Origin of the sequence: Streptomyces dryopteridis (assembly GCF_049606955.1) — a bacterium.
In the GTDB taxonomy this organism is placed as follows: domain Bacteria; phylum Actinomycetota; class Actinomycetes; order Streptomycetales; family Streptomycetaceae; genus Streptomyces.
The window spans coordinates 21,751-34,006 of record NZ_CP187116.1 but is presented as its reverse complement, the minus strand read 5'-3'; the positions used below and the strand labels follow the sequence as shown (position 1 = coordinate 34,006).

13 protein-coding genes are annotated in these 12,256 nt (G+C 71.9%); 9 read left to right on the top strand and 4 right to left on the bottom strand.

The window, feature by feature from the left end; genetic code table 11:
* Positions 1 to 58 precede the first annotated feature (58 nt).
* The 5 genes from ACN20G_RS37005 (at position 59) to ACN20G_RS36985 (ending at position 2,650) form a co-directional block, all read left to right on the top strand.
* Positions 59 to 415 (top strand): hypothetical protein, encoded by a 357-nt coding sequence (locus ACN20G_RS37005; RefSeq protein WP_424217762.1) that lies wholly within the window; start codon positions 59 to 61, stop codon positions 413 to 415.
* Complete coding sequence (locus ACN20G_RS37000; protein WP_424217761.1) at positions 412 to 795, top strand: DUF6233 domain-containing protein; 384 nt, start codon at positions 412 to 414, stop codon at positions 793 to 795. The genes ACN20G_RS37005 and ACN20G_RS37000 overlap by 4 nt, the downstream gene beginning before the upstream one ends.
* 107 nt (positions 796 to 902) lie before the next feature.
* Positions 903 to 1,055, top strand: a complete 153-nt coding sequence (locus tag ACN20G_RS36995; RefSeq protein ID WP_424217760.1) for a hypothetical protein — start codon at positions 903 to 905, stop codon at positions 1,053 to 1,055.
* A gap of 292 nt (positions 1,056 to 1,347) precedes the next feature.
* Positions 1,348 to 1,569, top strand: coding sequence for a hypothetical protein (locus ACN20G_RS36990; protein ID WP_424217759.1), 222 nt, complete (start codon positions 1,348 to 1,350; stop codon positions 1,567 to 1,569).
* Positions 1,562 to 2,650 (top strand): response regulator, encoded by a 1,089-nt coding sequence (locus ACN20G_RS36985; protein WP_424217758.1) that lies wholly within the window; start codon positions 1,562 to 1,564, stop codon positions 2,648 to 2,650. The genes ACN20G_RS36990 and ACN20G_RS36985 overlap by 8 nt, the downstream gene beginning before the upstream one ends.
* Before the next feature lie 217 nt (positions 2,651 to 2,867).
* On the opposite strand, the gene ACN20G_RS36980 is transcribed toward ACN20G_RS36985, so the two are convergent.
* The 3 genes from ACN20G_RS36980 to ACN20G_RS36970 form a co-directional block, all read right to left on the bottom strand.
* Positions 2,868 to 4,232, bottom strand: coding sequence for a hypothetical protein (locus tag ACN20G_RS36980; protein ID WP_424217757.1), 1,365 nt, complete (start codon positions 4,230 to 4,232; stop codon positions 2,868 to 2,870).
* Positions 4,233 to 4,518: 286 nt separating this feature from the next.
* Positions 4,519 to 4,905 carry a hypothetical protein gene (locus ACN20G_RS36975; protein WP_424217756.1) on the bottom strand — a complete coding sequence of 129 codons (387 nt, stop codon included), beginning with the start codon at positions 4,903 to 4,905 and terminating at the stop codon, positions 4,519 to 4,521.
* The gene (locus ACN20G_RS36970; RefSeq protein WP_424217755.1) at positions 4,902 to 5,162 is read right to left on the bottom strand and encodes a hypothetical protein; all 261 of its coding nucleotides are present in this window, start codon (positions 5,160 to 5,162) and stop codon (positions 4,902 to 4,904) included. Before ACN20G_RS36970 ends, ACN20G_RS36975 begins: the two co-directional genes overlap by 4 nt.
* A gap of 77 nt (positions 5,163 to 5,239) precedes the next feature.
* Here ACN20G_RS36970 and ACN20G_RS36965 point away from each other — a divergent pair, with 77 nt between their 5' ends.
* Positions 5,240 to 6,928, top strand: a complete 1,689-nt coding sequence (locus tag ACN20G_RS36965; RefSeq protein WP_424217754.1) for a zeta toxin family protein — start codon at positions 5,240 to 5,242, stop codon at positions 6,926 to 6,928.
* Here the strand turns inward: ACN20G_RS36965 and ACN20G_RS36960 are convergent.
* Complete coding sequence (locus tag ACN20G_RS36960; RefSeq protein WP_424217753.1) at positions 6,915 to 7,211, bottom strand: hypothetical protein; 297 nt, start codon at positions 7,209 to 7,211, stop codon at positions 6,915 to 6,917. The genes ACN20G_RS36965 and ACN20G_RS36960 overlap by 14 nt on opposite strands.
* Before the next feature lie 123 nt (positions 7,212 to 7,334).
* Here ACN20G_RS36960 and ACN20G_RS36955 point away from each other — a divergent pair, with 123 nt between their 5' ends.
* The 3 genes from ACN20G_RS36955 to ACN20G_RS36945 all read left to right on the top strand — a co-directional run bounded on the left by ACN20G_RS36955 (position 7,335) and on the right by ACN20G_RS36945 (position 12,239).
* A complete protein-coding gene (locus ACN20G_RS36955; protein WP_424217752.1) occupies positions 7,335 to 10,016 on the top strand; it encodes an ATP/GTP-binding protein in 2,682 nt (893 codons plus the stop codon).
* 664 nt (positions 10,017 to 10,680) lie between these two features.
* Positions 10,681 to 11,433, top strand: a complete 753-nt coding sequence (locus tag ACN20G_RS36950) for a ParA family protein (RefSeq protein ID WP_424217751.1) — start codon at positions 10,681 to 10,683, stop codon at positions 11,431 to 11,433.
* Positions 11,433 to 12,239 (top strand): hypothetical protein, encoded by an 807-nt coding sequence (locus ACN20G_RS36945; RefSeq protein WP_424217750.1) that lies wholly within the window; start codon positions 11,433 to 11,435, stop codon positions 12,237 to 12,239. The genes ACN20G_RS36950 and ACN20G_RS36945 overlap by 1 nt, the downstream gene beginning before the upstream one ends.
* Positions 12,240 to 12,256 lie beyond the last annotated feature (17 nt).

The following is a 12,256-nucleotide window of genomic DNA, read 5'->3' as shown; positions in this document are numbered from 1 at the left end:
GACCGCCGCGAGCGTGCCTCACTCGCACAAATAATTCGAACAGACGTACGCTCGGGGGGTGAGCATCTCCTACCCCCTCCGGCTGCGGGCCCTCCAGCTCCAGCTCCACCGCGTGAGCGCCGAGCAGGCCCGCTACGCCGCGACATTGCCCTGGTCGGCGGAGCCCCTGCCCGGCTGGCCCGCCTCCGAGCATCGCCACTCCCACCGCGGCGCCGTCCCGCCCAGCCCCGGCTACACCCCCGACCAGGCCGCCGAGATCGCCCGCCTGCGCCGCCGCACGCTCCGCCTCGCCGAGGCCATCAGCGCGCACCCCCACTGGGCCACCGTGGAACGGGAGCAGCTCGTGGCCGCCCGGATGGGGCTGAAGCGGGTCACCACCTGCACCGACGACGCGGCCGGGGACGCGGCGGCATGACCGGCATACCCGGCCCCGGCGCGCTCGGCGACATCCTCCCACCCGACCTGGACCGCCTGCGCACCATCGAGACCTGGACCACGGTGCTCCTCGACGCCGTGCGCGCCCGGATCGCCGAACTCGAAGCCGCCGCCGGACCCCGCACGACCGACACCACCGGCACGGTCAGATCCCGGCCAACCCCTCCCCCACCGGAATGGATCATCGAGCTGGGCATCGACGCCCTCAGCCGACCCATCCTGGTCCACGCCGGCGACTGCACCATGCCCGGCCGCCGCCGACGCCCCGCCACCCGCGCCCAGGCCCTCGACGTCCTCCGCGACCCATCCGTCGATGCCTGCGGGATCTGCGGCGCCGCGCGCCTTCTCGGCACCACCTGACCCGCACGCTCCAGGCCGGCGGATTTCGGCCAGACCCGCACTCGACCGGTGAATCCCACCCGCCTCGTACGTACCATCGCGATCACGACAACACCGGGAGGGGACGCATGATGCGCAAGGAAACTGGCTGGGGATACGCCGAGATCGGCTGGGGCGTCGCGCCCGAGTCCGGATGGGGCGTGGGACCCGACAGCGGCTGGGGATCGGCCGAGACCGGCTGGGGCACGACGCCCGACGTCGGCTGGGGACGCCGCGTCTGACCCGCGTCTGGATGTGAGGTGGCCCGGAACTCGTCGGCGGACGGTTCCGGGCCTTCTTCTTGCCTGCCGTGTTGCAGGTGCTGTTGCAGAGCTTGCAACAAGGCGAACCCCAAGTGACCAGCGCGAAAACCGTTGCACCCCATCGGCATCAGCCGATTTCGTTGTCAAAATCCTGCATCAGTGGTGCAACAGGTTTCAGCGCGCCCATCCTGATCTCCATCCGGCGCGCCGTGGAGCGCACCGGACCGTCCCCACCGCCGGTCGATGCCGTGGGTGCCCAGAAGGAGTCTCGATGGACCAGCCTTTGCTGTCGCTGCGCGCGGCAGTGGTCCTCCTCATCGCCGCCCTGGCCGGTGTGCTCGTCGGCGTGCTCACCGCTCACGGCGGTGAACCGCTCCCCCGGAGCGTGCTCGCCGGCCTCTTGGCCGCCGGCGGCACCCTCGCCGTCACCCACCGCCTGGTGGCCGGCCCCGGGCCCGTGGGCACCCAGCAGGAGGGAACCGACCGTGGCTGAGCTGCGCCCCCTGCCCGCCACCCTTTCCGACGAGGCTCGGTCCCTGGCCACTGCGCTGCGCCACCTGTTCACCGGGCTGAACATCTCGATCCGGCGCTACGGGGCCCGCGTGAACCGGGACCCCAGCACGATCTCCCGCTACCTCTCCGGCACTCGCCACCCCGGCTGGGACGTCGTGGACGAACTGATCACGACGGTCGCCGAGGTACGCGGCATGCCGGCGACCCCGGAGGCGATCGAGTTGATCCAGGGCCTCCACCAGGCCGCCGCGGCCGCCAGCGGGGCGGGCACACCCACCGAGGCCGTGCAGGTCATCGACCATCACGTCGCGGACATGTCCCAGGCCCTGCGCGCCGCCGATCGCGCATCCCTTCTCTCCACCGTGCAAGGGGACGCCCTCGGAGAGGCACTGCTGGACCGACGGACCCGGATCGCCGCACTCGAAGTCCAGCTCAGCACCCTGCGCTCCGAAAGCAGCACGGCCTACGAGCTCCTGGAGGTCAAACGGGAACGCGACGCCTTGCGCGACGAGGCCGTCGAGTTGAAGGCGCAGCTGGAGAAGACCGCCCGCTTACACGCCGACGCCGAGGCCCGATGCCAGCTCCTGGAGGAACAACTCGCCCTCCTCGAACCCGTCGCCCGGACCGCCGCTCTCCCGGCCGCTCCCGGCGGCCCGCTCCGCCCCGAGCAGATGCCCAAGATCCTCATCGTGGACGACCAACCCGACAACCTCCTGGCCATCACCGCCGTCCTGGCCACCCTCAACCAGGAACTCATCACCGTGCCCTCCGGTCAAGAAGCCCTCAAGAAGCTCCTCCTACACGACGATTTCGCGGTCATCATCATGGACGTGCAGATGCCGGACATGGACGGCTACGAGACCGTCGGGCACATCCGGGGCCGCGAACGCACCCGCAGCATCCCCATCATCTTCCTCACCGCCATGGGCCCCAGCCCCGAACACTCCGCCCGCGGCTACGCCGCCGGCGCCGTCGACTACATCGTCAAACCCTTCGACCCCTGGGCCCTGCGCGCGAAGGTCACCGCGTTCACCAACCTCTACCTCGAACGACACCGCTGACCACCTCACGAAGGTGCGACCGACGCTCGCGGCCTTGCGCCCCAGGCAGGGGCTCGGTCGCCAAGTGCTGGACAAGCCTCACAACAGGGCTTGCCCAGCACTCGGCGACTCCGGCCCGGCAACCGGCGATCGGCTCTCGCCAAGGGCGGGCGAGGTCCTCGTTCGGCTTCCCCCTCGCCGGCAGCCCCAAAGCGCCCGTTCGAGGAGTCCGTCCGGTTCAGGACCGGGACGAGTCGCTGCCGGACGAGGTGGGCCCTTCGGCGGGCCGCGCGGACGGAGGCAGCGCCATGTCGAAGAGGGCGTCGACGGTCTCCGGGCTCAACGTGCCATCGAAGCGAACCGACCGGCGAATGAGCTGCCCCACGGTCACCGGATCCAGGTCCAACTGTGCGCGGGCCTCCAGGCAGATCTCGCTCAGGAGCCCGGCGGTGTGTTCGGGCTTGCGCTGGACGTACCAGTCGAAGACGGCGACGACGTCGCGGCGGAGACTCTCGAACTGCAGATTGCTCCTCTCTTCGTGAACGGCGATCGCCAGATGGGCGAGCACGGCCTCGATCAGCGTCGTGCGCAGCGCGGACATGGGGAAAAGGCTCTCGGTGCCCTCCGTGAGAGCCACCGCCGGCCACCAGGCGAGGTTCTTCGCGACCTGCTCGGTCTGTTCACCGTCCCCTTGGATGATCTCGGTGAGACGGTTGTGGTCGGCGACGAGCCCAAGGGGCTGGGTGGTGTCGAAGCTTGTGGAGGCGGCAAGGAGCACGCCGGGGCCGTGGGAGCGGCGGTGCTGTTCAGCCCAGTCCCGAGCCACGGGCCGCGACCACAGCGGTCCGGTCGCAGTGCGTGTCTGCGGCTCGGGGAGTTGGTGGTCGCCGTACTTGGGGGCCGGCAGGTCGCTCTCGTCGATGCTGGCGATCTTCGCCAGTCCGGCGCGGTCCACCAGGGTGCCCGGTTCCAGTTCGGGGGCGTTCAGGTCGACCACGCAGGCGTCCAGCGGCCTCGCGTCCGGCGTGCCTCGGCGGTGCTCCGCCCACAGGGCCAGGTGGTCCAGCCAGTTGGGCAGGTTCTCGGTGGGGGCGGTGAAGCCCGCGATCGTGAGGACGCTCGCGTTGCCCGGGTCGGTCGGGTGGATCAGCAGGTCCGCGGCCGTCACGGTGAGCGCGTCCTGGACGGGGCGGGCGTCGTAGCGTTCGTAGGCTCCGTCGAAGACCACGCCGGGCCGGTTCCAGGCGGTGCCGTCCCACCAGTAGCCGCCGTGCCGGTAGAGGAAGCCGGTGTGGCTGTACATCCAGTCGTGGTGGAGCCCGCTCCAGCTGGCGTCGGAGACCAGCACGACGGTGCGGCCGTGCTCGGGGTGGTAGTGGACGGCCCAGGCGTACTTCCGGTTCTTGGGCTCGGTGGTGAAGGCGACCCAGCCGCCTCCCGGTAACTTGTCGGTGCGGCCCCACAGGCCCGCGCCCTGGTTGCGGCCCGTGCGCTCGATCGCATCCGGGTTGTCGAGCGGGAGCCGTTCGTCGTTGATGAACGGCAGGCCCGGAACGGGATGATCGGTTCGAAGTCCGTTGGCCACGGGACGGAACTCACCCAAGATCGTCTCTCCATCTTGCCGCGTGCGGACCCCGCACGGTGCGGGGCGAACATCCCCCCATCCCTGCGCAGCACCGGCCCCGCTAAACCGTCCACGATCAGCGGGCCGCCCGACGACCTCGTCCCCGCAGTGGGTCCGCCGTCGTCTCGATCGGGGTGATCCGTTCGACGACTGCGGCGGCGCCTGATCCGCCGGGCATCGGGAGAGACGGCCGGGCGAGCGGGGCGCCTCTGGTCGGTCGGTCCTGAGGTGACATTGCGGCTCGCCGCACGACCAGGCTCGACGGTCAGGGCGACAGGTCGAGAACGCGGACGGGGTGTCCGGTCCAGCGGGCCGGGTCGACGGTGGCCACGAGCGCGCCGTCGGGTCGGTCCGGGGAGGGCTGGGCGGCGTGGAGGGTGTGGGCGTGGGCCCAGGTGTCGTGGTGGGCGATGTCGAGGGCGGCGGGCAGGTCGAGGTCCAGGACGATCAGGCCGGGCAGGGAGGCGAGGTGTTCGGCGGTGCCGGGGCGGTCGCGGTCGGCTTCGACGAGGGCGCAGGTGGTGGCGTAGAGGCGCCAGCCGGCTTCGGCGTGGGCGCGGTGGATGAGGCGGGAGATGAGGACGTGGCCTTTGCCGGCGGCGGCCATGGCGGTGTCGTCGAGGATGACGTGGACGGGCTCGGTCGTACTCATGCGGCGCCTCGGGCCTGGTTGAGGCGGCGGTCGAGTTCGGCGTCGAGGTCGGCTTCGGTGGCGGTGGTGGGGTCGTAGCCGGACCAGGCGGTCAGCGCGGCCTTGGCGGCGATCGCGCGGGCGGCGCGTTCGTCGGGGGTCTGGAGGGTGTCGGCGAGTTGGGCGAGGTAGGCGCGCAGGGAGAGTCCTTCGGCGGCGGCGACGGCGGCGAGGCGGTCGCGGGTGGACTCGGGGATTCGGACGTTGGCGTCGGACATGGTGGGCTCCTTCCCGTACGATCACTGTAGGGGTACGGGTACGTACCCGTAAACACGACGGGGTGGGGGTTCGGGTCGTGACGGCGCAGCCGGTGGTGGTGTGGGTGGCCGGACAGCCCGGCAGCGGGAAGACCACCACGGCCGCGCTGCTGCACGCCGTGCTCTCCCGCCGGGGCACGGTCGTCCGGATCGGCAGCGACCTCTACAAGGCCGACCACCCCCACTACCCGGCCCTCCTGGCCGCCGACGTCCGCACCGCCGGAGCGCTGGTGCGCGCCGACGTCCGCCGGCGGCAGGCCGAGGAGGAGGAGCGGGCGCGGGTGGCCGGGTTCGATGTGATCGTGGAGACCGCGTTGGACGACGTGGACGAGGCGCGGGCGGCGTCGGCCGCGTACCGGGCGGCCGGGTACCGGATCGAGGTGGTGGCCCTCGCGGTCGCGGAGGCCCGCAGTCAGCTCTCCGTCCTCGACCGGTTTCTCGACACCGGCCGGTTCGTGGCGTGGGAGAACCACGACACCACGGCGGCCGCCCTGCCCGATGTCCTCGCCGCCGTCGAGGCCGAAGGACTCGCGGACCGTGTCACCGTGGTCCGCCGAGGTCTCCGTCCCCTCTATACGAACGTGCTTGTCGAGGGCCGGTGGGAACGGCCGACCGCCGCCGCGACAGCGGTGCGCGCGGAACGGGCGCGGCCGTGGGGTGCCCGGCGCAGCCGGGCCTTCGGGCGGGAGCTGGTGCGCGCGGAGGTGCGGGTGCACGACGAGCGGCTGCCGGTGGATCGGCGCCTTGCGGTGTCCCGGGACGCGGAGCGGGCGGCGGCCAGTGCCGAGCCGGTGCGCAGGATCGCGCACCCGGTGCCGGGGCCTCCCGGGACGGGGTATCACCGGTTGTCCGCGCGCCAACACCGCTGGGCCTTCGACGAGCTCGTCGCCCCGGGCTTGGTGCGGGCGCCAGCCCGGCTCGATCCGGTGGTGGTCTACCTGGTGGGCGAGCCCGGCACCCGGATGCCGGAGGTGCGGCGGGTGGTGGGGCGCGCGCTGCGGCCGGGCACCGTGCGGCTGGACGCGGAGTTGCTGCGGGGCACCCACCCCGACCACGCGGCGCTGGTCACCGACGCGCCCCGGATCGCGGACGAGCTGGTGCGCCCCGACGCGGAGGCGTGGCAGGTCGAGGCGGAGGCGCTCGTGCGCGAGCGGCGGGGTGACGTGCTGGTCCTCGCCGACTTCACCACCGTCGAGGACTTCGCCGCGAGCGCGGGGCGGTTCGTGCGGGCCGGGTATCGGGTCGAGGTCGTGGCCGTCGCCGACCGGCCGGCCGACAGCCGCCAACGCACCCTGATCGCCCACGCCCGTGCACTCGAACTCGACGTGCCCACTCCCCTGCCCACCCCGGCCGACCACGCCCGCGCCTGCCGTACCGTCGACGCCATCGTCGCGGCCGCAGCCGCGCACCCCGGGATCGCGACGGTGCGGGTCGTCGACGGAGACCAACACGAGCTCGGCCGAGCCCGGCACGCCCTGTGGGCACTGGCCGCCGCCCGCCTGCGCCCCTACACCACCGCCGAGGCCGCCCGGTTCCGGACGGTCCAGCGCGCCCTGCACCGCGCGCTGCCCCGGCTGGGGGCCGAGATCGACGGCATCACGGCGCAGGCCGACCCGCTGATGCCGCCCGGGCTCCGTGCCCGCCCGCTCGACACCGGCGGCGTCGGGTCGGTTCGCCTGCCCGCACCGGCCGAGGCCACCCGGGCCGGCCGGGTCAGTCCTGGGTGAGTTGCTTGAGGAGGGCGGCGTAGCGGACGGCGATCTCGACGACCTCCTCCGGTTCGGCCTCCTCCAGGCGGTCCACGGCCTCCAGGGCCTGCGCACGCAGCGCCCGGAGCCGGGCCCGTTCCGTCTCGTCCGCAGCGCTCGCCTCGGCGGCGCGCAGGAGGGCGGCGTTGAGGTGGCGGAGGACCTGGTGCACGGCGTCCTGTGCCTGGCGCAAATCTCCCCCGGGCTGCCGCAACGCCTCCTCGTCCTCGTGCTGGTGCTGCGCGTCGGGGTGCTCGGGCATGGGGTCGTCCTTTGCGTCGTGCTGTCGTGCCTGGTCGGCCATTGTCGGTGACACGCCTTCACCGTGCGTGATGCGGGCATAGGTTGACCAGGACCGACACCAGCGGCGAGGGACGGGGACGACGTGACAGGACCGGGACGCGATCTGCGGGCGCTGTTCAGCACCAACAACCGGAGCCTGGGCGGCGAGGAGGTGTTCGCCGACCGGCATCAGCAGTGGGAGGTCGTCGCCGGGGCCGTCGCCGAACACCTCGCCCGGGTCACCGGGGCGGGCCTGGACGTCGAGGACCTCGAGGCCCCGCGCACCAACGTCCTGATGCTGCACGGCGTCGGCGGCATCGGGAAGTCCACGCTGTCGCGGACGCTGGAGGCCGCGCTCGCCGACCCGAGGGCCCGGCCGGCGTCGTGGGGGGAGCCGGTGTGGCCGGAACGGCCGCGGCTGGTCCCGGTCCGCATCGACCTCGCCCGCTCCGCCGGCGTCGACTACGAACGCATCCTGCTCACCGTCCGGCTCGCGCTCGCCGGCGCCGTCGGCAAGCCGCTGCCCGCGTTCGACCTCGCCCTCAAGCGTTACTGGGAGCACCAGCACCCGGGCGAGTCGTTGGAGGAGTACCTCCGGCGCAGCAACCTCGCGACAAGGTTCGGCCGGGCGTTGCCGGCGCAGATGCAGGCCGCGCTCGGCGAGGTCGCCCAGGCGCTGCTGCTGCCCGGCGCCGTAGGCAGCGCGATCGGGCAACTCACCGGCGCCCTCGTCGGCGCCCTCCGGGAACGGCGGCAGACGGTGCGGGCACTCGCCGAGTGCGATCGGCTCGCCGACCTCCTGGAGGCCGAACCCGACCTGGAGACCCTCTCCTACTACCCGCACCTCCTCGCCTGGGAGATCTCCCAGCTCCCCGCCGACAAGGCGGTGCTGCCGGTCGTGCTGTTGGACACCTTCGAGGAGATCGGCTCGCGCACCCATCGGGACCTGGAGCGGCTGGTGCAGCGCATGGTCTGGCTGATGCCCAACGTGTTCTTCGTGATCACCGGTCGGGACCGGCTCCAGTGGGCCGACGACGCCCTCGAGGGCCACCTCGACCACGTCGGACCGGCCGCCTGGCCCGGGCTGGCCCACCACACCCTGCCCTCCCCCCGCACCGGGCTGCCCACCGTTCCCGGCCGACAGATCCTCATCGGCGACTTCAGCCCCCGCGACTGCGAGGACTACCTCACCCGCCGCCTCACCCACGACGGCCGCCCCCTCATCAGCCACGACCTTCGGGCCGTCATCGCCGACCGCTCCCACGGCCTGCCCCTCTACCTCGACCTCGCCGCCGCCCGCTTCCTCGACCTCCACCGCCAAGGCCACTCCCCCACCCCGGCCGACTTCGGCGCCGACTTCGGGGCCCTGGTCACCCGCACCCTCGCCGACCTCACACCCGACGAACGCCACCTGCTCCGCTCGGTGTCCCTCCTCGACGCCTTCGACCTCACCCTCGCGACGGCCGCCGCCGGGCTCACCCACCAGGCCGCCGCCGCCCGCCTCGTAGAACGCCCCCTCGTCAGGCACAACCCGCTCGGGCTGTGGCCCTACCACCTCCACGCCCTGATCCGCGACGCCGTCCGCACCGCAACCGACACCACCGACGACCGCTGGACCCCCACCGACTGGACCGCCGCCGCCCACCGCGCCCACACCGCCCTCGGCACCCAATGGCGCGCCCACCCCGCACGCGACCGCCGTCTCCTCGCCGCCGCCCTCCGCCAAGGGCTGCTCCTGGCCCGCGACCACGGCCTGGACCTGGACTGGCTCGTCGACGCCGCCTGGGCCTACACCGACGACTACGTGTGGGAACCCCTCGCCCTACCGGAACCCGCCGATCACACCGGGCGCGCCGGCACCCCCGCCGAGGCCCTCGCCGACCTCCTCACCGCCCTCGCCCGCCGCCAACACGAACACCGCGCCATCACCGTCTCCCGCCTCACCGACGTCCTCGCCGGACGGCTCCTGCCCCCCGAGCTCGCCGACATGGCCCTCTACTACCAGGCCAAGGCCCACCGAGACCTCGGGAACCTGACCGCCTCCAGCCGCGGCATGCGCCAAGTCGCCGCAGGCGGCGGCCGCCTCGCCCCCGACGCCGCCCGCGGCCTCGCCCACCTCGCCCGCGCCACCGGCGACTTCCCCACCGCCCACGCCACCGCCCAAACCCTGGGCTGGCCCGGACGCGGGGAACGCGTCCTCGGCGACATCCACTTCGCGCACGGCGACATGGACCGCGCGATCCGCCACTTCACCGCCGCCCGCGACGAAGCCTCCACCCACGGCAATCAAGGCGAGCAGGCCATCGCCCAGACCAACCTCGCGCTCGCCGCCGCCCTCGCCCACCCCGAACACGCCGACGGCGCCTTGGCCCTGGCCGGGCAGCTCCTCACCGGCCTCGATCAGCGCGCCACCGCGCTCACCCTCCACGTCGCCCACCTCGCCCAACACGCAGGCCGCCCGGACACCGACCTCGTAGACCGCGCCGCCGTCCTGCGCGCCCGCATCGACATCGCCGGCATCACCTCCGCCGCCCTCCTCCTCGACCTCGTCCTCGTCCTCCACCACACCGTCCTCGGCAACACCGACCAGGCCCGGCAACTCCTCGACGGGCTCGTCGAGCAGACCCGCGACGGCAACCACGCCCACTACGTCGACATCACCCACCACCTCGCCGGCCTCACCCCGCCCACCACCGGCACCCAGTGGATCGACGCCCTCCCCAACGTCCGCGGGCAGTGGGTCGCCCTCGTCATCAACCGCCGCGGCGAACGGCCCGCCTCATGAGCCGGGGCCTCGACGACGGCAGCCAGCCTCAGGAGGTCTGGCGGCACACCCCGCCCGTCGGCGCGTCGGCCGGCTTCCAGCACCTTCACGTGCTCGCCCCAGACGGCTACGACTTCGCTCGCCTGTCCTGGAAAGTCTGCGACGCCTGCGCGATCGGCCGGATCGCGAAGATCCGGGTCACCGGGCCGTGGCAACGGCGCGGCTACGCACTGCGGATGCTCCGCCAGGCCGTCACCGACCGCGAGACTCACGCCTGGTCCACGACACCGCAGTCCCCCGAGGGCCGACAGCTGTTCCGCGCGGCAACGATCACCCTCGGCGTCGTCTTCCCTCGTCACTCGACAAGCCGGCCCCAGCGCTGTGCGAGCACCTGCACCGCAGGCCCTTGCAACCTTCCTGAACACCCCTGCCCGCCGGTAACGAAAAGAGGAAACCGCAGGGCCCGCACCCGAGTCATCGGGAGTGGGCCCTGCGGTGACAGGCTCTTGGGATTGCCGGGCTACGGCCTGGACTCCCAAATTTGGGAGTCCGGTCAGGAACTGTCGGGCAACCTCACCGGGTGGCGCGCCCTGGCACCGGAACAGCGCCGTCCGATCTGGCAAGCTGGGGACTGTCCGAGTAGCCACGAACGTGGTGAAACCAACGGACAATCGAAAGGCCACGGATGTCCACATCCACCCCTGACAACGGCGCCGTCAAGGTGATCGTCGTCATCCAGCAGAAGGGCGGCGCGGGCAAAAGCACCATCGCCGTCAACACCGCGGCTTGCGCCGGCCGGTCGGCGATCGCGCCCCAAGATGCCGACGATGCGCTGCCTGTCGTCGCTGCGGGCATCGACGTCCAGGGCACCTTGGAGAAGTGGTGCGCCGGCGTACGGGAGAAGGCGCTTCCGTTCGACTATTTGGTCACGCGAGGGAAGACCGGGATTTTGCCGGTGGTCGTCGATGACCCGCGCCGTCGCCGGATCATCGTCGACACCCCTGGGTTCCTCGACATCGACCCGGACGCCGAGTGGGATGCCGACCCCCTCGGCCAGAGTCGGACCGCCGACGCCCTGCGCGAGGTCCTGGACATCGCGGACCTTGCGATCGTTCCGATCACGCCGTCGAAGATGACTTGGGACGAGGCCGAGTTCACGATCGAACGCGTCTTGAAGCCCCGGGGCATCCCGTTCCTCGTCGTCATCAACATGCACGACTCCGCCAAGGACAAGACCAAGGTCCAGCTGGCCAAGGCGGAGGCATGGGTCGACGAGCGGAAGTACCCTCGCGTCAGCGACCCGATCCGGCGCTACACCATCCACGAGCACGCCTACGAAAAAGGCACCCTCGTCACCGAGTACAAGATGAGCGGTACCGCTCTGAACGCGCGCGAGGACTTCATGCGTCTCGCACTGACGATGGAGCAGATGCTCTGATGGGACAGCAGATCGACCTTTCCGGCGCCCCCCAGGGCCCGGCGAAGCCCGGCACTGCGGTGGCACTGGCCAAGGCCATCGACAAGATGCCGACCAAGCAGCTCGCGAACACCCCGGTGCTCATCGCCCAGGAACGAGAGCTGCTGACGCGCTGCGAGGCGGCGCTGGAGAACCACCGCATCGCCTACTGGGCTGCGGGCAAGGCGCTCCAGGCCATCCGTGACGGGAAGCTGTTCCGCGCCACGCACGGCACGTTCGAGGGCTACTGCAACGAGCTGTGGGACATCACCCCGCAGTACGGGAACCAGCTGGTCCGAACCTGGCGGATCACGGAGCGCCTCTTCGAGCTGGCCCGGGCCCAAGGGAAGAACTCAGAAACAATTGTTTCCAAGAAGCTCGGCATCGGCCAGGCCCGCGAGCTGGTCTCCTTGGCCGAGGAACACGGTACGGACGCCGCCGCCCACCTCTATCTGGCCCTGATCCAGGTCTTGGGGCTGAAGCTCACCGCGACGGTGGTGGCCGGCGCCGCCGCCGCTCTCCCTGCGAGCGCGGCCGGGAAAAAGAAGGCCACCGAGGAGGCCGTCCTGACCTACCTCGCCTCGCTCGAAACGAAGCCACAGCTCCCCGCCGCTCGCGACCCGTACAAGCTGTTGCGGCGGGCCTCGAAAGAACTCACCTCCGACTCCATCGCGGCGGCCATGGAACAGGACCCGGACGGAGCCCGGGCCATGGTGCACACCCTGATCACCGCCTTGTCCGCTTCGGCAGGCATCAACGTGGAGATCAAGGCCGGCATCACCGCCTGATACCCGCCCTGAACGCA

Bases quoted from the DNA above. Each gene is read 5' to 3' on its own strand.
- ACN20G_RS37000 (WP_424217761.1), top strand. From the start codon at position 412: ATGACCGGCATACCCGGCCCCGGCGCGCTCGGCGACATCCTCCCACCC.
- ACN20G_RS36995 (WP_424217760.1), top strand. From the start codon at position 903: ATGATGCGCAAGGAAACTGGCTGGGGATACGCCGAGATCGGCTGGGGC.
- ACN20G_RS36990 (WP_424217759.1), top strand. From the start codon at position 1,348: ATGGACCAGCCTTTGCTGTCGCTGCGCGCGGCAGTGGTCCTCCTCATC.
- ACN20G_RS36975 (WP_424217756.1), bottom strand. From the start codon at position 4,905: ATGAGTACGACCGAGCCCGTCCACGTCATCCTCGACGACACCGCCATG.
- ACN20G_RS36970 (WP_424217755.1), bottom strand. From the start codon at position 5,162: ATGTCCGACGCCAACGTCCGAATCCCCGAGTCCACCCGCGACCGCCTC.
- ACN20G_RS36960 (WP_424217753.1), bottom strand. From the start codon at position 7,211: ATGCCCGAGCACCCCGACGCGCAGCACCAGCACGAGGACGAGGAGGCG.
- ACN20G_RS36950 (WP_424217751.1), top strand. From the start codon at position 10,681: ATGTCCACATCCACCCCTGACAACGGCGCCGTCAAGGTGATCGTCGTC.
- ACN20G_RS36945 (WP_424217750.1), top strand. From the start codon at position 11,433: ATGGGACAGCAGATCGACCTTTCCGGCGCCCCCCAGGGCCCGGCGAAG.